The sequence below is a fragment of the Siminovitchia sp. FSL W7-1587 genome (assembly GCF_037963795.1).
Taxonomy (GTDB): Bacteria; Bacillota; Bacilli; order Bacillales; family Bacillaceae_C; genus Siminovitchia; species Siminovitchia thermophila.
In genome coordinates this window covers 1,038,981-1,059,508 of the sequence record NZ_CP150169.1, presented here as the reverse complement: position 1 = coordinate 1,059,508, position 20,528 = coordinate 1,038,981, and the positions used below count along the sequence as shown (strand labels likewise).

Sequence of the window (20,528 nt, the reverse complement as noted above, 5' to 3'; positions counted from 1 at the left end):
AAGGGGGGCATGTTTATGAAAGTCACGTTTAAGGATATTTCAAAGCAATATAAGGGCAAGTATGCACTCAAAGATTTCTCCTCAGAACTAGAGAATGGGATTTATGGTCTGTTGGGCGCGAATGGTGCGGGCAAAACAACACTGATTAATATTTTTGTGGGCATTTTAAAGAGCGACAAAGGGCAAGTGCTCATGAATGATGTGGATGTAAGACATTTAGGAATCGATTTTTTATCCCATATTGGCTATTTACCACAGTACCTGCAGTTTTATAAAAACTTTGAAGTGATGGACTTTCTGCGATACATGTGTGTCCTCAAAGATATTCCGAAAGAACAAGGTGAAAAAAGAGCAAAGGAATTATTGGATATCGTCAATTTAAGTGACGCCTCTAATAAAAAAATCGGCGCACTATCCGGCGGCATGCGCCAGCGCGTCGGTATTGTACAAGCGATGCTGAATGATCCTGATATTTTAATTTTGGATGAACCAACAGCTGGACTTGACCCGCAAGAAAGAATTCGTTTTCGAAATTTGATTACCAAGTTTTCAGAGAATCGAATTGTCTTACTGGCAACGCATATCGTCTCCGATGTTGAATATATCGCCAATCAGGTTCTTTTACTAAAAGCTGGACAGCTTTTGAAACAGAATTCGCCTCAGGCACTTGCGCGTGAAATCGAGGGGAAAGTCTGGATGGTGACAGTGACAGATGAAACGATGGAAGAAAAGCTCAATCATTTTCACATTAGTAACATGATGAGGGATCACGATGGCATTCATTTAAGAGTGATTGATGATGAAAAACCGGATCCCCATGCGGTGAATATAGAGCCCAATTTGGAGGATGTATTTTTGTACTATTCGGGAGAACGCGAACGATGGTGAAGTTACTTCTTTTTGAATGCCGTAAACATTTCTTTAAAAAGTCAGTTGTCCTGGCGATTCTTCTTTTTAGTATACTGAATGTTGTTAAAATATATAGCGTTTATGACCAAACATCATTACTTTCCAAAAGTACAGGGTCGGATTGGCATGATTTATATTGGGAAATGTATGAGGATTTTGGGGGAACCATTACAAAAGAAAAAATCGAGAAACTCATGTCGATTTACGGACCGCTTGACCAGCAAACAGCGGATAAAACCGCAAGCACAGCAACAGATAATCCAAATACATATACGGGAAATGTATACAACGACACCTTATTCTTCCGTTGGAATTTTGTGAATCCAATGGAATATGCCTACATGTACAAAAGTTATGCAAATGATGTTGTCATGACGGCAAAAGAGAATCTGACATTTTTTGAATCGCTCGGAAATCAATACGAATATAGAAAGAATGCAGCGATTGCGGATCGTTACGCGGGACGGATGATATCGGATTTTTCATATACGGAAATGTATGAAAACCTTATTCATTACGACTTTTCATCTTTTTTGGTCATACTGATTTGTATGTATGTCTTAATCTATGTATTTGTCTCCGAAAAGGAAACGGAGATGGATGTTCTTTTATTGACGACGCAAGCAGGAGGAAATAGAACTGTCTGGGCAAAACTGATTTCCTCTGCCGTTTTTGTCGTTGTTGTCTGTTTTTGGTTTTGGTTGCTTGATTTTGTGGCATTTGCGACTTTTTTTGGATCGGTGGAAGCAACCTTTTCCCCGCTTTATGCGATTGAAAACTTTGCAAATTCATCGATTGGTATCCGTTTAGGAGCGTATGCCGTTTTATCGAATCTCATAAAAACAATGGGAATTCTAGTACTGAGTTTCGTGTTTCTATTGATTTCCATTTTTTTTAAAAATGCTTTATTTCCGTTTATCATCAGCCTGCTCGCTACCTTTGGATTCAATTATATCCAGGAACTGTATATAGGGTCTGGTCGAGTCTTGTTCAAAGTTCTAAATCCATTTGTGCTTGTGATCAATCGGGAATTATTTCGTAAAACGGAATTTGTCAATCTTTTCGGATACCCCGTGGTGAGTTATACCCTAGCCTTATTGTTTGCGGTAGCTTGGGGAGCGATCTGTATATTAGGCATAATGCTGCTCATTAGGAAAAATACTGTCACCAGAAGAGGGGGGAGAGAGCGTGTCACTATTAAGTTATGAATGGAAGAAAATGCTTTTCTATCAGAAAGGTTTGTACTTTATCAGTTTATTTTTCGTCTTAAGCATGGCGACATTACTGATTTTTGACACGCCAAAAAACCCCGAAATTGAGATGAATTCCGAACCGTATGCTTTCTATTTAAACCAAGTTAAGGGGGCACTTACGGACGAAACAGAGAGATTCTTTAAAACGGAAGCAAAGAGAATTTCTGAAGCAAACGTAGCATTAGAAAGGGCATACAACGAATACTATGATGGAAAAATCTCCGAGAATGAGTTGCTAAAAATAGCAAGTCCATTGGAGGAAATCGTGAAAAATGAAAGTGGCTTTAAAGTCATTTTTGACCAATATTCGTATATTCGCGAAAATCCGGACAACCGGTATTTTTTATCTACGAATGGTTGGAATGGACTATTGGCCACGGATCATTTGGATTTGTTATTTCTATTATTATTGTTAGTATTGGTTACGCCCGTTTTTTGTGCGGAGTTTGCCAGTGAGATGGATTCCCTTCACTTGACTGTAAAGAAAGGGACGCGCGTGCATGCTGTCTCAAAAGTTGTTCTTGTATTCATGACGGTGATTGTGCTTTGTTTCTTAACCTCGCTGTTAAGGTATGGATTCTTTCACATAAAATATGGCTTAGAGAATGGTGATTATCCCCTACAGAGTTTATCTTATTTTGGAACTTCTACAAAAAACAGCACACTTTTTTCCACTTTTATATGGGTAACGGTTTTAAAAATATTCGGCAACCTAAGCTTCTCCGTGCTCATTATGCTCTTTTCTGTATGGACGAAAAAATACGCATTAACCTTATTTTCATCTACTGCCGTGATTCTGTTACCTTATGTTGGACTGAGTATGGAATCCACTAAATATTTTTTGCCGGGGCCGCTTGCCTTTATGATTGCCACCGGGTTTTTCAGAGGGAGTGAAGCTGAGTATAATATCGTTACAGATCAGATGGATGTGACGTTTGAGGAAATTTCGATGCTGACCGTGATGATCCTGTTCGTGATCACATTGTGCCTTAACATCGGGGCCATGATAGTGATTATGATCCGGCATACGAATGTATGGAGTGTCAAGAAAAGAAGAGGCGGAAGGTTAAAGTCATTAAGTATGATGGTGATCCTCTGCCTGACCGCATTTACCTTTGCCGGCTGCACCTCTAAGCAAAATATGAAGGACGTTGATATTTATAATTATTCTTCCAGGCAGTCCTTTGAAAATGAGCAATATCGTTTTTATGTGGATGAAACGGATTTGGATGATATGAAACTTGTATTTGAAGATAAGCAAACTGGTGAAATGAATCATTTGATCAGAAATCCGATGCAATCACTCACAAAGGTTGAGACCTCTATTTATGGAAATGGTCCGTTTGTCTATTATATCAAGCAAGAGTTTGATAAGTTGCGAGGTTTTGCCTACCGCAATGAAGAACGTGGCAGGTTTTTTGTTATAGAAGTGGATACGAGGACGTTTGATGAGAGGATCATTTTTGAAAAAAACATGAATTCCAATGAAGATCATTTTCTAGGACCTCATTCAGCGGACAGTGCTGACTCGGGGTTTTACTTTGAAATAGATTCCTTCTTTTTGGATGAGAAGAGTATCTATTTTATCGTTCAAAACGAGATTAGGCGGGTAAATAGGGGGACAGGCAAATCAAATGTCATCATTCGTGCGCCGTTATTAACAAGTGTGGCCTTTGATGGTCAGCATATTTATTATTTTAATGAAAAATATGAAGTGGTTCAGTATGATACGAAGACGGATTCGGAAACAGTTCTGCCTGATATCATAACGACACATTTTATTTTGACGGAGACAGAACTGCTCTTTTTGAATCGTAAAGATCAATATAAAATCTATGCCATGAGTCTGGACGATTTTGCAACCCGAAAAATCACGGAGCAATCTGTACTGAACTTTACTTGTGATGATCAATATATTTTCTACGAGGCGAGGACGGACTCCAAAAAATATCGCATAGATAGGGATGGGGAAAATGATCTATTATTAGAGGATCAAAATGATTAAATTCGGTAGGATGGTGCATTGACTGCAACACCGTATCCCGAGAAATCCCTTGAATAGAATAGGTTGTAAAATTAATAAAAGTCTAAATAATATGGGTTTATTAAGGTAAGTCATGTATGGTGGTGGTAATGAGTAGAAAAGGAGGCATGTTATATCCAATAAATCTATTGGTTTTAAATAGTTTTTGAGATGTTGTTGGGTCTAGTGAATGTTTACGAAAAAAATAGGAGGGATTACTATGGTATTAAGTAAGAAAACGCTAATAAGTAGTATTGCTGCTATTTTGGTTTGTTTGTCATTGGCTGCCCCATCATTTGCAAACACTTCTTCTAAACCGGTAACTGGGTATGGAACACTGACTGGAACGTTATCGGGTTCGAATTATATTACAAAGGTAACCCAAAACCCTGACTCTGCACAGCTGTCAATAAAGGGTATCTATGCAGGATAGAAATGGAAAAACAGTTGTCTCAACACAAGAAATTAAGAGTCCAAGAGGAAGAACCTATTTCTCAGGCTCATGGTCATCTGTACCATCAAATGTTTATGTGATTTATGGAACACACGGTGTGCAGGGTGGAAGTAAATATAAAGCTGCGGCAGTATATACCTATACACATCGTTAATTGAATAATTGTAGATTAAAAGAATGTTTATACTAATGTGGATAAAGTTTGTATATACTTTATCTGCATGGTATAAACATTTCTTTTTTATAGGTGGGGAAACCTGGAAAAGATTACAGCCGTAATAATCGAGTATATCTCAAAATATTTTTGATATATATTTTGAAATTGCTATATTATTACTTGAAAGATGGTAAACAAATCCAACAGAAAAATAAGAGTTGATTAAAAAATGAAAGGCAAACTGTTAAGTTTTATTACCGGGCACTTTTTACCATCAATATTAACTGTTGTTCTGTTGTTTCTCTTTACTATTTATTTAAAAATGAAGGATTTTAGCTCATTTGTTTTATTTGGAGACTTTTTTAAAGTATATGAAATTACTGCAGATGAAACAGGGTTCGATTTTAATATCAGTACGTTAAACCTTCTGCCAATAGGCTGTTTTATCTCAATAGGACTTACAATCTTTTTAAACCGCTTTAGTACTATTAAGTAGCGACATTCTTAAAAAAACTGTTTTATGGTGCTTTTGTAGACGGGGAGCATGTAAAAGAGAATAGAACAGGAAATGATGAATATAATACTTTCCATAGCAAATCAGGACAAGCGAATTAGAATTGTAACGATCGAAGGTCTCATACAAATATTAATATACCCAAAGATGAATTCCAGGATGATGATATTACATATTTTGTGCGGATATGAATGATGTTTGGCTTAATCAATTTGGGAATATCATAATGATGCAAAAGCCAGAGGATATGGGGCTTTTTCCACCTGAAGATGAAGCGAAAATTTGAGATTAAGATGCAATAGAGTTTCATAAATATGCTCTATTTTTTCATGAAAGGGGGATAACAATTGAAGGGCAATTCGCTGAAGAAAATACCAAAGGAAGCCATTCAAGCAATCGAAATGATAGAGGGACTGCTTGATAGGATATTAGTGGGGGTATATTTATATGGTTCTGCTGTGATGGGAGGTTTACGCATTAATAGCGATGTAGATATTTTGGTGGTAACAAATCAGAGTTTATCTGAAAAAACCCGGAGAGAGCTTACAAATAGGCTGATGCTTATATCTGGAAAAATAGGAAATGCACATGCGATTCGACCACTTGAAGTGACGGTGATCAATCAAAAAGATGTTGTTCCTTGGCAATTTCCTCCCAAATATGAATTTATGTATGGAGAGTGGCTGAGAGATCAGTTTGAAAAGGGAGATATCCCTCCGCCCACTTATGATCCTGATTTAGCTATTCTTTTAGCTCTTGCAAGAGAGAATAGTATGACTCTTTTGGGAGTAAATGCAGCAGAAATCCTTGATCCTGTGCCAATAAAAGATATTCAAAGGGCTATTAAAGAATCTTTACCTGGGTTGATTGAGGATATAAAAGGTGACGAACGCAATGTCATTTTAACTTTAGCCAGAATGTGGTTTACAGCATCTACTAGTGAAATTAGCTCTAAAGATCAGTCCGCGGAATGGGCAATACCTCAATTACCTGAATATCATGCGGCTTTACTCCATTTAGCGAGAAAGGCTTACTTAGGAGAGCGTGTTGATAAGTGGGAAGGAAGGGAGATCGAGGTGGCGTCACTTGTTCATTATATGAAAAAGTCTATAGAGTCTTGTCTTAACATTTGAGTACTTTTCCAATCGTGTTAATGATGAAAAAGCTGATTGCTATTGGCATGATTGTCGAGGATTTTTCGATATGTTCCTTCATACAGATATCTCAACAATTAATAGGTTCCCAAATGGCCTCAGACATCAATGCCATCAGCTCGGCCAATAGCGTTTCTACAAAGACAATTGGCTCCCTAAAATAAGTATTTCCCACTTGCAACATCTAGTTTGATTCAGACCTCGATTTTCGTCGGGGTCTTTTTAATGATCAACCCCAGAGTAGAACTGGTTTTTTTCAGAACGCGGGCTATTTTCCAAAAACGGAAAAACTTTATTTTAACGACAATGGAGGAATACGGGTTTGCGGATCGTATGTTGAGAAGGATTTCATTTAGAGGTGGGAAAAACTTTTTCAAAAAAAAACCGTCCATTATCACCTGGATTTTTGGGATTCAATCATAACATTTTATAATGTACGGTTGAATACGGGGGGGTTCGCTGAATGTTTATGATCGAATCAATTCGCTTGAGGGTAAAGGGGAAGGACTTTTACAGGAGAATATATCAACATTCCTTATTGCAAATAAATGACGTGTCATTTAATATGAATAATAGATGATACGTCATCTATTTTGAAGGGGGATTTGAAGTGCGAATACATATTTTACACACAGGGAAAGTACAGATTGATCGAGCATTAGCTTATAAAGAGCGAGGCCTACACCCAGCTCCATTTACGGGATGGTTTAGGAATAGCGGGAAAAAGATATGGGTGCCGGTTTCTTCGTATTTGATTGAACACCCTAAAGGGCTCATTTTAGTTGATGCGGGCTGGCATGAAGATATGAGAGTGAATCAGAGAAAACATCTAGGGAGTTTAGCTTTTTCTATGTTTAAGGGTGAATTGCCAAAAGGGCATTCAGTAGCAGAACGGCTCAATCACCTTGGCATTAAGGCAAGGGACTTGGACTATGTTATTCTTTCACATATGCACTCTGATCATGTCAGTGGTATTAAACATGTTCAAGACGCTAAAAATATCCTTGTTAGTGACATCGAATGGAAGGTGGCCCATAAAAAATTAGGCTACATTCAATCAATGTGGAAAGATGTGCCTATAAATACCTTTCGTTTCACTGATATACCTTATGGTCCCTATAAAAGAGGATATGACCTATTTGGTGACAATTCGCTTTATATCGTTCATACACCGGGCCATAGTGCTGGTTTGGTCGCTTTGATGGTTAAGATGGAAAAAGGCTGGGTGGTACTGGCAAATGATGTGGGTTACTCTGAAAAATCATGGACGCAAATGATATTGCCTGGTATAACTACAGATAGAAAGGCTGCTTATGATTCTTTAAAGTGGCTGCACAACTTTGCAAAAAGAGAAGAATGTGTAAGAATCATTTGTAACCATGATCCAGCGATTGTGCCAGAAATAATTAGATAAGGTGAAAAATGTGGAAAAGTATCGCGAGATAGAAAAGTTCAGGTATTTGATTTTGGCTGCACAAAGACAAGGAAATAAAATCTTAATGGAATTACTAAGAGAAATTGGCGTTACACCTTCACAAGCTGAAGTAATACGTATTTTAGGAGAAAAGGAGTTCCTTACTCTGAAAGAGTTGGGACAGTTACTAATCTGTGAAGATGGAAGTCCTTCCAGGTTAGTGGAGAGAATGGTAAAAGAAGGCCTCATAAGGCGGGAAAAGGATAAAAATGACGCCCGGTTTATAAGAATGACACTCAGTCCATTAGGTAAAGAAAAACATCTACTCATTACAAAAGCGGAAGAGCAAATGTATCGAAAAATGACTCAACTTTATACAACGAAGGAAATTGAACTGGCAAACAGGGTGCTAAGCAAGTTGTTATTAGACACAAAGTTCGAGTATAAATTTGAACAACGCGGCTTTAGCTTACATCACAATCATGAGAGAAATTAAGAAATGGGGGAACGATCTTCCCGCCCGCTGCTAAAATGTCGGTATAAAGAGAAAGAAGAAGAGTGTAAAAAAGAACTGAAATAGTTTCGGGAGGATTTCCCCATCTAAAAATCAATAAAAGTTCAGGATAGTAGAAGGAAGAAACAGTCTTAAAATGAAATTGGTAAAAATTGAACAATTTGGAATGAGTTTGGGATACATATTGAGTATATGTTAACATAAACAAAGAGTAAGAGATGGAAAAAGGTGGTTTTAAACGATAGGGTTAAAGTTGTGGATACAGAATAACCTACATTATAGAAAAAGAAAGGCAGTATTTTAATGAAAAATAATCGTACATTTTTATTAGGAATGTTAACAGTCGTATTCGTTATATTGGCTGCTTGTGGCAACTCATCCGACGAGTCAAGTGCTGGCTTGGACAAACAGTCTCCAAATAACAACACTCAAAACCCAAACGCCGATTCTTCTAATGCAGATTCGGCAGAGAATGATTCAAATCACGACAAAGCGAATACCGCTGATACAAGAAGTGAAACAAACGAAAAAGCAGATATATCAACCAATGAGCTTAAAGAAGAAGACGCTTCAACGAATCAAACAGCGAGTTTGAAGGAAGAATATCTCAAGAAATTAAATGAAACTAAAAAAGAAATGGATGAGCTAAAAAACAATCCAGAAGATGATTCAACATACGCTTTGAAAAAAGTTGAGGGAGATAGATATGACGTTTGGGATGGATTGTTAAATGAAGTTTATGAAGTTTTACAGAAGCAACTTCCTTCAGAAGAGATGGACCAACTAAGAAAAGAACAACGTGAATGGATAGCTTACCGAGATAACTCTGCAAAAGAGGCATCTCTTACATATAAAGGTGGTACGATGGAACAATTAGAATTTGTGGCTGTGCAAGCAGATATTACAGAAGAAAGATGCTTTGAATTAGTTGAAGACTATATGGAATAATTTTTTCATCTAATGTATGGAAGGTAGAAGTGAAAGAGTTTCAATTTACCTTTTTGACAGCTTTGGGAATGGGGCGAGCACTATCTGTTATCCTGATATGGCAAGGTATTTGGTTGAAGAAACAGGCGCTTTTAATGAAGCGCCGCCATATATTTAGAAAAGTGATATTGTTTTGCATATTACCTTGTCAATCAATGGGAACATCTCTTGTCACTTTACATGAATATATGAAACAAAGCTCGTACTTGATATAATTGATCTATGAAACATTGATCATTATTATGTCAAAACCGAAATGTAGATGACTGTATGGAATTCTGGCTATTCGTATATTCTGAAATAATGAGTAAAAACGATAAGGAGGAATGAACATGACAAAGGGAAATAACATCAGCAGTGAAAAGGAATTGTCCCTAGAACAACGTGAAGAATTACTTAAAACATTGAAAGCCCGTTTTGAGAAGAACATGGACCGCCATAAAGGTCTTGAATGGACGAAAGTTCAAGAGAAGTTGGAAGCTACTCCTCTAAAACTATGGTCGCTCAATGAAATGGAAAAAACGGGCGGTGAACCGGATGTTGTTGGTTATGATAAAAAGAAGGATGAATACATTTTTTATGATTGTTCAGCGGAAAGTCCCAAAGGGCGCAGAAGTGTTTGTTACGACCGTGAAGCGCTAGAGTCAAGGAAAAAACATAAACCAGAAAATAACGCTATTGATATGGCAACGGCCATGGGCATCGAACTTTTGACAGAAGAACAATATCGAGAGTTACAAAAACTCGGAAAATTCGATCAAAAAACGTCAAGTTGGGTGCAAACACCGTCTGATATTAGAGAACTTGGCGGTGCCCTTTTTTGCGATTATCGCTTCGGCCACGTTTTTTTGTATCACAACGGTGCGGACTCTTACTATGCTGCCAGAGGATTCCGCGGCTCACTAAGGGTTTAAATTTTGGTAGACAGCTAAGTTTGAATGTGAGAACGGATCACCTAGGTCTTTAACAAACGGGAACGATTGTGGAGGAACAGTAGAAAATTAAAATAAAAAGTTCAACAGCAAAACTATTTAGGACTGGGACACAACTAAATCAGCTGATAAAAAACGAACAATAAAGTGAAACTTCATTCAGTAGGAGTTTTTTTCCATCTCCTACTGAATGTTAGTTGAACCAATCGGGCATTTAGGTGCCGTTTTCTCTCACTTAGACCTTTTCCATTCACTCAAGATTTTGATGTGGGAGCCTCACGGCACCTTACATGCGGGATAAATTTTCCCAATGTATCATACGCAAGCTTTTAGCGTAGTCAACATATGTAGACTCCTGCGGGAATAGCTCGAGCTGAAGATCCCGCAGGAAAGCGACCTTTGCTTTCCGAGGAAGCTGAAGCCGTGCCCGCGGAAAGCGAAATATGTTAACGTAGCGATAATCGGGATTTTTTTAACACAAATAAACCGGACAATTACAAATGAATTGTTCGGTTTTTGCTATTTCGTATTTGCTTATGTCCCGGCCCTATTTTTTATTTGAATTTAAACGAATTGGAAGAAATTAAAAAGCTATACCAGTATCTGATCGGGGGAAAGTTTACTTAGGCGATTAATGACTTTCGCTTGTCTACTTCTGCGCCGTTTACCCAAATGGCATGGTTTGTCCTATATCTGTTGGTTGTAATGTCATTCGATATTTGAATCCGAGTCTTGCTAGTCAGAGTGTAGAAGGATCCGTTACCGATGCTCTTGCCTTTTTAAGTTCGCTTGGTGGGGGTAAATCTTTTTTTACTCATTTGCTTGTCTATTATGTGTTTCTTTGGCGGTTAGGCCGTGATTGTCGAGGCAAAAGTGGAACGTGGAAAAAAGTGCATGCCTTACAGGAGACTCAATTCTTGATCTCTGTTCTTTGGCAGTATTTCCTTGATTTTTCAAAATGTCCATTCCTTACTATTTGGAATAGCCTGTTTTAATACAGAAGAGAAAACTATAAAGAACGTCCTGCTCATTTTATAGATATGTAGTTTTACTAAAAACAGACGATAATATGATTGTGACTATTCATAAAAAGGGGTGATATGATGATGGTGCGTTCTGGTGGTTTGGACCGTTTTTCAAGTATAAATTCTCATGCGACTCATAAAGCAAAAGCAGATAAAAGCATTTTTGAAAAGAAAAATACAAGCTCTTTGCCAGATAACGTTGTAAGAAGAATTAAGGAAATGGCGCAGGATGGTGCGGCGAAAGGCGTGTACATGGGAAAGGATTATATATCCTATATCAATTCTTATAAGAAACAACATGTATCTCCTGACCGTTCAAGACTTATATCACTGACGACACCCAGGTTAATGAATGCAACATATACAAATGGTTCACCATTCTTTTTTAAGATTACGGGATTACCGTTTACAGGGCAAATATGTGTTGGTGCAACTGGGGCATCTATGTTTATTTATAATAAAAACGGCGAAGAAGTATTATCTTATGGCACTAATTCCGGATGGGCAGAGAGGCAGACAAGAGCAGAAAGTCAGTTTTATGATGAAACAACGGCAATTTATTATGAAGCCTATAAAGCCGCAAGAGCAGAGATGAAAACAAGCCCGACACAAAACTACAGTCGGGCCGCTAGTTCTAGCTTCGACCTAAAAGTGTAAATACCACCAAGATAAGCAGTTTGGTTTGCTCCAACTTTTTTCATGTATAATCAGTTAGCCGTATAAATTGGAAAAAGGGCAATACTCACAGGATAAACTCCTGTAGATATTTGCCCTTTTGTTCTAATAAGGAAGGCATTGAAATTTCCATTCGAATGGTAATAGTAACCTCCCATTTATTGGTGTACTTCAAGCCGGGGATGATATGGCATGTCCTTGAGCGTTAAAGTCCATCAAGGATGTACGGCGGTGTTCTTGTATAGACAGGAACAGTTTTCGCCCGCCCCCGCTTTTCATTGATACATTGATCATCGCTTTCACAGGTGTCGCTGCCCGGCCTGCCTGTCTTGCTGTTCCTTATCAGGGAATGGAGGTTCGTATACTAGCTGGGAATAAGTTGAAAACGAAAAGATATTCGTACAAGTCGTGAACAGAAAACCGCGTGAAATCAAAGTTTTTACATTTGATTTCATGTGCGGCTTATTCATTTTTATAAGGTTTTGTGTCAGCCTCGAACCCCCCACTGGTTGAATTTTCACTCTATCTAAGGGATTCGGGCTCAACCGTTGGCAATTACTTTCACACCCCGGCCGAAACAGTTTCCGGCAATGAACTTCCGCCGTCTATTACAATTTGAGTGCCGGTTATGTAGCTGGATTCGTCCGATGCTAAAAACGCCGCCAATTCTCCCACTTCTTCAATTTTTCCAAGCCGTCCTAAAGGTACGCCACTCGCAATTCCGGCGATCACTTCTTGAGGGTTTTCCGGATTGGAATCATGGGCAATTTGTTCGGCCATTGGTGTATGGATATACCCTGGCATTATCGCGTTTACGGTAATTCCGTGTTCGGCGACCTCTCGTGCCAAAGCTTTTGTAAAGCCAATCACAGCCGCTTTCGATGTTGCGTAGGCCGTTTCTCCAGGATCCGCAACCATCATGCCTGTTACGGAGGAAAGATTGAAAATTCGCCCATATTTTTTCTCTTTCATATAAGGCAAGACGGCTTTTGAAACGTTCCACACACCATTAATGTTAATGTTGAATTGAAAGTCACGGTCTTCATTTGTAGTATCCAACAACGAGCCTAACCGTATGACTCCGGCGTTATTGACAAGGGCATCGATCCGTCCGTATTGCTCTATTACTTGTTTCACGGCGGCATTAATACTTTCTGGATTACTGACATCCATTTCAACCGCCATTGTTTCATAGCCTTCTTCATTCAATCGGTTACTCGCTTCGTGCACCTTTGATGAAATATCAGCCAAAACGACTTTTCCGCGGTATTTCGCTAACACTTTGGCGATCCCCAATCCATTACCCATAGCCGCTCCAGTTACAATTACAACTTTATTTTCCATCTTTCCCATTCCATCTACCCCCTTAAAAGTTAGGATCTATAAAAATTATATCGTACCCAAATTAATTTACAAAAATATTTAAATATAGAATGTTGTTTCGTTTTTATAAAGGGAGGCGACAAAGGCGCTTACGTGGCACTTTATTGACATAAAAGAAAGGTTTTGGCGATCAGCTGCTTCTTCGTTCAAAGCCTTGGCCACTGAACTCGGAAACAAGTGGGAGATGGTGAAAAAATGAAAGAGCAAGGAAACATGCGCCATAAAGTCATTTTTCAACCGTTAAACCATGGGTCTCCGCAGTTTAACGTTTCATCATTACAAAATTCAATTTTGTGTGCCTGGGCAACTTTGGCCTGTAACGCTCGGAGAACTGTATTTAGCAAATTAGTATGTGAAATCGCTCCTGTAAGTCTTCATTGATGGTCGTAATGGTAAACATGCGACAACATCCTTCATTTAAAACAGTCTGCGTCATATACATGTGACTTTAATAAGGGTGGGAGTCCGGCCCATTTATGATACGGACTGCTCCGTATTTCTTCATTTCTATTAAAAAAATTTGTAGCCCCAACCCATGGCAGGTGCTACTTCTTTTACTCGAGAAGTTCAACTTTCAATGTCCTTTTTCCTATCTCATCCACATCACGATGTGCTCATATAATTGAGAAATTGAAATTAACTCCATGAATGTTGAGGTATTTTGTGGCGAATTCACATCCTTACATGATTTATACATCCAATATGTAAGGAAGATCAAGCGTGAGAGCTAAAAATGAAAAATTTACAAAAACATAACATTCTTTTCTATTTTGTTCCAAAAAATTTACATGGGATTTACATTTCTTTGCTAAGTTGGTAGAGTCGTCAAAAATTGACATCAATTGTTAGAATAGGAGGATTCCATGAAACTTTTGTTACGTAATAGTTTGATTGCCTTATTTAGTTTGCTTCTTATCGTTTCTCCTGTTGCTCCTTATGTAGGGACACCCGTTGCTTCGGTTGAAGCACAGTCGTCTCAACTGGGGACACTTGTTGAAGAAGAAGAGGCAACGATTGCACCAGGAGTAACGCAAAAAAAGATGCATGTTTCGAATAATCGGGGTAATCAACGTGTATCGATGCTATCGGTTGATTTAAGTAAAGGGGATTTAGCCATTGAAACTGGAATCCCTAACGGTAAATATCCAGGTATGCAAACATTAACAGGTCAAGCGAAGCAAGTATCAAAGCCTGGTCATGTGGTTGTAGGTGGTATTAATGCCGACTTTTATAACATGAGTACAGGTGAAGTTGTCGGTTTATTTGTACATAACAAAGAATGGTTACATATGTCTACTCGACCGGCTTTTGGCATTACTGAAGATGGAAAACCAATTATTGGCACACCCTCATTTAGCCATCAAGTGACGTTGGGAGACAAATCTTTTGATATAGCCGGAACAAATAAAGCCAGAGGGACGGATCAATTAGTTCTTTATACTCCGAAGCAAGGAGCGTCTACAAAAACGAATTCGAGCGGAGCTGAAGTCGTTTTAGAAAATGTGGAGGGAGATGCCCATCAGTTTGGTACTGTAAAAGCTACAGTAAAAGAAGTGATCAATGATAAAGGAGATACTCCATTAGCTGAAGGGACAATCGTTCTGTCTGGACACGGTGCCGCAAAATCATTTTTAGTAAATGAATTTAAAGAAGGCGCTGAGGTGGTCATTACCATGGCTGCCAACGAACCATGGAATAATGTTAAAGAAGCGGTAGGCGGGCATCCGTTATTAATAGAATCAAATACATTAACGGATCTTCCTAGTAACGCTTTTAATGATGCGGTTGCACCAAGATCGGCTGTTGGTATTAAAGCAGATGGGACGTTCTTTTTTGTCGTCATTGATGGGCGTAACCCTGGATATAGTGAAGGAGTTACCGTGCATGAATTACAGAAAATCATGCAGGAAATGGGAGCTGTTCATGCACTTAACTTAGATGGCGGCGGGTCTTCCACTCTAGTAGCAAGGCAACCAAGCCAAGAGACTGTTTCTGTTGTGAACACACCTTCTGATGGTTCTGAGCGACTCATTGCCAACTCATTATTGATTGTAAGTTCTGCTCCGGTAGGACAATTAAGTAGTTTAGCAGTTACGCCGAATAAAGGATTCATATTAAAAGGCAGTAAGATGCAATTTAAGGCAAGTGGATTAGATGCTGCATACAATCCAGTTGCCATTAACGACACTATTTCTTGGTCTTCATCTGAAAACATTGCGGATATTTCAGCTGAAGGTTTACTTACCGCGAAAGAAGCTGGTAAAACAAAGATTACTGCTGCGACTGGTTCAGTAGAAGGCAGTGCAGAAGTAGAAATTGTTGATCAAATTGATGAAATTAAACTTCCACAATCAGAACTAACGCTTGATCGTGGTGGAACGTTTGATTTGTCGGCTGCTGTCTATCATAAGGGAAAAAAAGTAGTGGCGGATCAACGCTTATTTAATTGGAAAGTAGAAGACGAAATTGGCACGATTAATGACGAAGGAATATTTACTGCTACAGACAAAGTCGCAAAAGGAAAGGTAACAGTTTCCTATGGCGGTGTTGAAGATACGATAACGATTGAAGTTGGCAAGCCGCCCATTATTCTAGAAGACTTTGAAAAAGGAATATCCCACTGGGCATCTGGAGGGGCAAGATACAATACAGTTGATATTCGGCAAACAACGTATCCGGAACCGGCTCGTTTCGGAAATCATGCTCTCCAATTGGATTACGATTTTACCGGAAAGCTGGGCACATCGGGTGCATACGCATTTCCGAAAGAAGATATCATAATTGAAGGATATCCGGAAGCAATTGGTATGTGGGTATATGGTGATGGTAAAGGACACTGGATTCGTTCTCAATTAAAAGATGGTGAGAACAAAGCATTTGCTATAGATTTTGTGACGAATGCGGACTTTAAAGGCTGGAAATACATTGAAGCACCCGTTCCAAAGGGCAGGCCGACACCGCTAAAGTTAGACTTAGCATTTCGTTATATGGAAACGAGCAACGATAAAAAAGACGCGGGAACGGTTTATATTGATAATATTCGCGCAGTCTATGGCGAAACGAATGATGATTTAACCAATCCAACGATATCAGATATTGCACCAGCCGATAAAGCGGTGTTAAAAGAGAATACCGTTGAAATTTCGGCCGTTGCAACAGATGATAAAGAAGGAACGGGGATCAATAAAGATCGAATCGAAATGAAAGTAGATAATGTTTCTGTAAAACCTTCATTCGATGAAAAAACTGGAAAAATCACGTATACATCTAAACAGCCTTATGCGGATGGCATCCACCATGTGTACTTAGCCGTCCAAGATAATTTTGGAAATCCGGTGGAAAAAAAGTGGAGCTTTGAAGTAGATACAGACAGTGCCCAATTATCTCTTTCTGCTCCCGAAAAAGTATACGCAGGAAACCCATTTGAATTAAAGGTCCAAGCGAATAAATTAAAAGATATTCATGGTTCGTCTCTATCATTTACATATGATCCTAGTAAAGTAGAGATCGTAGACCAGGATGAAGAAAAAGAAGGTATTCAAATAGTTGTTGCTGAAAAATTAAAGCAAGCAACGATTACGGCGAACCAGGTCGATGCCGATAAAGGCATAATTACATTCTCAGTAGAAAACATGGAGAAAATAAAAGATCTTACCGAACAAGAAGAGGTTATATCGATCATCGGGAAAGTGAAGCCGAGCGCTGAAGACGATGTGACCGTTGCTTGGAAAGAAGGCCATATTCGCTTACAGGACGATAAAGAGAATGCCAAGCCGATAAACTTGCCTGATTTTAGCCGTGAAATCAGTTATGGTGTTCAATTAGAGTTGGAAACTTTATCTGTACAATCACCCACAACGATTAAAGCAACAGACGAAAATGGAAAACCACTTGCTGGAGTTGGGGTTTTTGTACTGGGGGATGTAAATCAAGTAGCTCGAATCAAGAGCGATAGTGTAAAAGTCTTTAGTGATAGTAATGCGGAATCAAAAGTGTTAGAAACAGTAAATGAGTATGATCAGTTATTAGTGATCGATCATAACGACTCATGGATTAACGTGAAACTGCCGAACGGCAATGCAGGATGGATCCTCAAAGAACATGCGTCGATTTCTTCTTGGGGACAACCTTTGGGAGTAACAAATAAAGATGGAGAATTTGTTACGAAAGATCTTACTTTAGCTGTAGGCTCGTATGACCTGCAAGCGAAAAAAGGGTCCCATTATAGTAAAAAGACAACTACGACAGTGAAGCCGCATCTTGGATCAACAAAGCCGGAACATTTGGCTTTATCTTGGGAACAAAGCCCAAAAACAACACAAAGCTTTACATGGAGAACGGCACCGACCGTTACAAACACAGTAGTTGAAATTGTAAAAACCGATGAATTTAAAGGGTTTGAAGCGGATAATGTCGATACGATAAAAGGAAAGAATTATCCGTTTGCTACCGACATTGGTGTCATGCAAATTCACGAAGCGAGCGCCGTTAATTTAGAGCCAGGGACATCGTACACATATCGTGTTGGGGATGGAACAGACGCAGGATGGAGTGAAAGTGCCACATTTACGACCGAAGCGAAAGAGGATGAGGCATTTACATTTTTATTCACATCAGATACACAAGCCATTCCGAACGAAACAGCGGTAGATGGTTACGGTATTTGGGGAGAAATTTTTGGTAAAGGACTACAAGAATATCCAAACGCTAAATTTATGCTTCTTTCTGGGGATATCGTTGATTATGGCGACAAACAGCTTCATTGGGAACATTGGTTTGACGCGGCGAAGGAATATCTTCCGAACATTAATATGGTGCCCGTCCTTGGGAACCATGATGTTGTGGGCGGAGGAAATGCCAACTTCAAGGCTCAGTTCCAATTGCCTTTAAATGGTCCAGAAGGTGAAGTGGAGCAAGCATATTCGTTTGATTATGGGAATCTTCATATCGCTGTCTTAAATACAGAAGGCGATCTGAAAAAGCAGGCAGAATGGTTGAAGCAGGATATGAACAGCAGTGATAAGCAATGGAAAATTGTTTCTTTTCACCGTTCTCCATACCACAGTCATTTCTCTCGTGGCAGCGAAGATATTCGTAATGAATGGACGCCAGTCTTTGATGAGGTTGGTATTGATCTTGTTCTTTCCGGTCATGACCATGCGTATATGCGGAGTTGGCCGTTATACAATGGAGAGAAGGTGGAAGAAGGTAAAGGTCCTACGTATATCATAGGCGGATCCGCAGGCCCTAAGTTTTATGAAATGGGTGATCAGGAATGGATTCGGGTCGCTTTTGATGACGATATTCAAATTTATTCTGGTGTTACGATTGATAAGAATGAATTAACGTTTAAAGTAACAACAAGAGAAGGTGATACGGTAGACGCCTTTACAATGGTCAAACAAGATAAAGACCCAGGCGAAGGCGAGAAACCGGGCGAAGGTGAGAAGCCGGGCGAAGGTGAGAAACCAGGCGAAGGTGAGAAACCGGGCGAAGGCGAGAAACCGGGCGAAGGTGAGAAACCAGGCGAAGGTGAGAAGCCGGGCGAAGGTGAGAAACCAGGCGAAGGTGAGAAACCGGGCGAAGGCGAGAAACCGGGCGAAGGTGAGAAACCAGGCGAAGGTGAGAAGCCGGGCGAAGGTGAGAAGCCGGGCGAAGGCGAGAAACCGGGCGAAGGTGAGAAACCAGGCGAAGGTGAGAAGCCAGGCGAAGGTGAGAAGCCGGGCGAAGGCGAGAAACCGGGCGAAGGTGAGAAACCGGGTGAAGGTGAGAAACCAGGCGAAGGTGAGAAACCGGGCGAAGGTGAGAAACCGGGCGAAGGTGAGAAACCGGGTGAAGGTGAGAAACCAGGCAAAGGTGAGAAACCGGGCGAAGGTGAGAAACCAGGTAAAGGTGAGAAGCCGGGCGAAGGTGAGAAACCGGGCGAAGGTGAGAAGCCAGGTAAAGGCGAGAAGCCGGGTAAAGGTGAGAAGCCGGATGATAAGGAAGAACGGAAAAAAGTTGTTACTGTAGTACCATCTAAAAATAAGAACGATCAATTCGAAATTAAAAATGGCTCTATTGAACAGCTCGCATTACAAGGAAAATTGGTCGTTGACTTGAGGAATAATGAAGAAGGTTTTGTGAAATTAACGAAAAAACAAGTCCAGATGTTAAGAGAGAAAAATGCGACATTGAACGTGAAAGCTGCGAATGTCGAGTTAGGAATTCCGGCAATAAACTTTGTTCATCAGGATGAAGAAGTCGTCATTAAAATCACGAAAACTGGAAAAGTTAAAGATGCTCTTACGGATGTTTACGATTTTACAATCATTCAAGGAGATCAAGTGATTCAGGATTTCGAAACACCTGTAACGATGAAGTTTACCATTGACGGAAAAATACAAGATTCCAGCAATGTCCATGTTTATTATTTCAATGAAAAAGCCAAGAAGTGGGAGTTAATTGGCGGTACGTATGAAGCTGGTGTCGTTACTGCCGCGACGAATCACTTTAGTGAATTTACAGTGTTTGAATCAAAAAAGGAAACAGTAGCGAACAAAGAACGTACAGAAAGACAGAGTGATCAGGACAATAAAGATAAAGCAGGAGAAAAACTTCCAAACACTGCAACAAATATGTATCTTTGGTTAACGGTAGCGATCGTATTGCTATTTGCAGGTATTGTTATTGTTCTTATCAATAAAAGAACAAGACAAAATAAGTAGTTGTACGTATAGGTAATGTGAGGATCAGTCCTAGTGACTGATCCTTTATTATGGGGCCGGGACATAAGCAAATACGAAATAGCAAAAAACGACCAATTCATTTATAATTGTTCGGTTTATTTATGATAAAAAAATCCCTATCATCGCTACGTCAACATATTTCGCTTTCCGCGGGCCCGCCTTCAGCTTCCTTGGAAAGCAAAGGTCGCTTTCCTGCGGTATCTTCAGCTCGAGCTATTCCCGCAGGAGTCTACATATGTTGACTACGCTAAAAGCTTGCGTATGATACACTGGGACAATTTATCCCGCATGTAAGGTGCCGTAAGGCTCCCACTTCAAAATCTTGAGTGAATACAAAAAGTCTAAGTGGGAGTAAACGGCACCTAAATGCCCGATTGGTTCAACTAACATTCAGTAGAAGCCCTAC

General features: G+C 39.5%; 12 protein-coding genes and 2 pseudogenes. 13 read left to right on the top strand and 1 reads right to left on the bottom strand.

The window, feature by feature from the left end; translation table 11 throughout:
* Window positions 1-15: 15 nt before the first annotated feature.
* The 12 genes and pseudogenes from NST31_RS05040 (at window position 16) to NST31_RS04985 (ending at window position 11,993) form a co-directional block, all read left to right on the top strand.
* Window positions 16-888 carry an ABC transporter ATP-binding protein gene (locus tag NST31_RS05040; RefSeq protein ID WP_339164256.1) on the top strand — a complete coding sequence of 291 codons (873 nt, stop codon included), beginning with the start codon at window positions 16-18 and terminating at the stop codon, window positions 886-888.
* Window positions 882-2,117, top strand: coding sequence for an ABC transporter permease (locus NST31_RS05035; RefSeq protein ID WP_339164253.1), 1,236 nt, complete (start codon window positions 882-884; stop codon window positions 2,115-2,117). Before NST31_RS05040 ends, NST31_RS05035 begins: the two co-directional genes overlap by 7 nt.
* On the top strand, window positions 2,098-4,167 hold the full coding sequence (locus NST31_RS05030; RefSeq protein WP_339164251.1) for a DUF5050 domain-containing protein: 2,070 nt from the start codon (window positions 2,098-2,100) through the stop codon (window positions 4,165-4,167). The genes NST31_RS05035 and NST31_RS05030 overlap by 20 nt, the downstream gene beginning before the upstream one ends.
* A 238-nt stretch (window positions 4,168-4,405) precedes the next feature.
* A complete protein-coding gene (locus NST31_RS05025; RefSeq protein WP_339164250.1) occupies window positions 4,406-4,618 on the top strand; it encodes a hypothetical protein in 213 nt (70 codons plus the stop codon).
* Between the two features lie 746 nt (window positions 4,619-5,364).
* Window positions 5,365-5,584: pseudogene (locus NST31_RS05020) on the top strand (aminoglycoside 6-adenylyltransferase); the annotation flags it as partial.
* A gap of 73 nt (window positions 5,585-5,657) precedes the next feature.
* Complete coding sequence (gene ant(9), locus NST31_RS05015; RefSeq protein ID WP_205177975.1) at window positions 5,658-6,443, top strand: aminoglycoside nucleotidyltransferase ANT(9); 786 nt, start codon at window positions 5,658-5,660, stop codon at window positions 6,441-6,443.
* A gap of 631 nt (window positions 6,444-7,074) precedes the next feature.
* Window positions 7,075-7,878: an N-acyl homoserine lactonase family protein gene (locus NST31_RS05010; RefSeq protein ID WP_339164248.1), complete on the top strand. Its 804-nt coding sequence runs from the start codon at window positions 7,075-7,077 to the stop codon at window positions 7,876-7,878.
* Window positions 7,879-7,888: 10 nt separating this feature from the next.
* Window positions 7,889-8,374 (top strand): MarR family transcriptional regulator, encoded by a 486-nt coding sequence (locus NST31_RS05005; RefSeq protein ID WP_339164247.1) that lies wholly within the window; start codon window positions 7,889-7,891, stop codon window positions 8,372-8,374.
* A 321-nt stretch (window positions 8,375-8,695) separates the two neighbouring features.
* Window positions 8,696-9,340: a lysozyme inhibitor LprI family protein gene (locus NST31_RS05000; protein ID WP_339164245.1), complete on the top strand. Its 645-nt coding sequence runs from the start codon at window positions 8,696-8,698 to the stop codon at window positions 9,338-9,340.
* A 371-nt stretch (window positions 9,341-9,711) separates the two neighbouring features.
* Window positions 9,712-10,293, top strand: coding sequence for a DUF4256 domain-containing protein (locus NST31_RS04995; protein ID WP_205177967.1), 582 nt, complete (start codon window positions 9,712-9,714; stop codon window positions 10,291-10,293).
* A 716-nt stretch (window positions 10,294-11,009) separates the two neighbouring features.
* Window positions 11,010-11,156: pseudogene (locus tag NST31_RS04990) on the top strand (ATP-binding protein); the annotation flags it as partial.
* 255 nt (window positions 11,157-11,411) lie between these two features.
* Window positions 11,412-11,993 carry a hypothetical protein gene (locus NST31_RS04985; RefSeq protein ID WP_205177965.1) on the top strand — a complete coding sequence of 194 codons (582 nt, stop codon included), beginning with the start codon at window positions 11,412-11,414 and terminating at the stop codon, window positions 11,991-11,993.
* Window positions 11,994-12,572: 579 nt separating this feature from the next.
* On the opposite strand, the gene ucpA is transcribed toward NST31_RS04985, so the two are convergent.
* Window positions 12,573-13,364, bottom strand: coding sequence for an SDR family oxidoreductase UcpA (ucpA, locus tag NST31_RS04980; protein WP_339164243.1), 792 nt, complete (start codon window positions 13,362-13,364; stop codon window positions 12,573-12,575).
* Between the two features lie 893 nt (window positions 13,365-14,257).
* On the opposite strand from ucpA, the gene NST31_RS04975 reads away from it, so the two are divergent.
* The gene (locus tag NST31_RS04975) at window positions 14,258-20,101 is read left to right on the top strand and encodes a phosphodiester glycosidase family protein (protein WP_339164242.1); all 5,844 of its coding nucleotides are present in this window, start codon (window positions 14,258-14,260) and stop codon (window positions 20,099-20,101) included.
* The last annotated feature ends 427 nt before the right edge of the window (window positions 20,102-20,528 follow it).

Bases quoted from the DNA above. Each gene is read 5' to 3' on its own strand.
- NST31_RS05040 (WP_339164256.1), top strand. From the start codon at position 16: ATGAAAGTCACGTTTAAGGATATTTCAAAGCAATATAAGGGCAAGTAT.
- NST31_RS05035 (WP_339164253.1), top strand. From the start codon at position 882: ATGGTGAAGTTACTTCTTTTTGAATGCCGTAAACATTTCTTTAAAAAG.
- NST31_RS05025 (WP_339164250.1), top strand. From the start codon at position 4,406: ATGGTATTAAGTAAGAAAACGCTAATAAGTAGTATTGCTGCTATTTTG.
- NST31_RS05000 (WP_339164245.1), top strand. From the start codon at position 8,696: ATGAAAAATAATCGTACATTTTTATTAGGAATGTTAACAGTCGTATTC.
- NST31_RS04995 (WP_205177967.1), top strand. From the start codon at position 9,712: ATGACAAAGGGAAATAACATCAGCAGTGAAAAGGAATTGTCCCTAGAA.
- NST31_RS04985 (WP_205177965.1), top strand. From the start codon at position 11,412: ATGATGATGGTGCGTTCTGGTGGTTTGGACCGTTTTTCAAGTATAAAT.
- ucpA (WP_339164243.1), bottom strand. From the start codon at position 13,364: ATGGGAAAGATGGAAAATAAAGTTGTAATTGTAACTGGAGCGGCTATG.
- NST31_RS04975 (WP_339164242.1), top strand. From the start codon at position 14,258: ATGAAACTTTTGTTACGTAATAGTTTGATTGCCTTATTTAGTTTGCTT.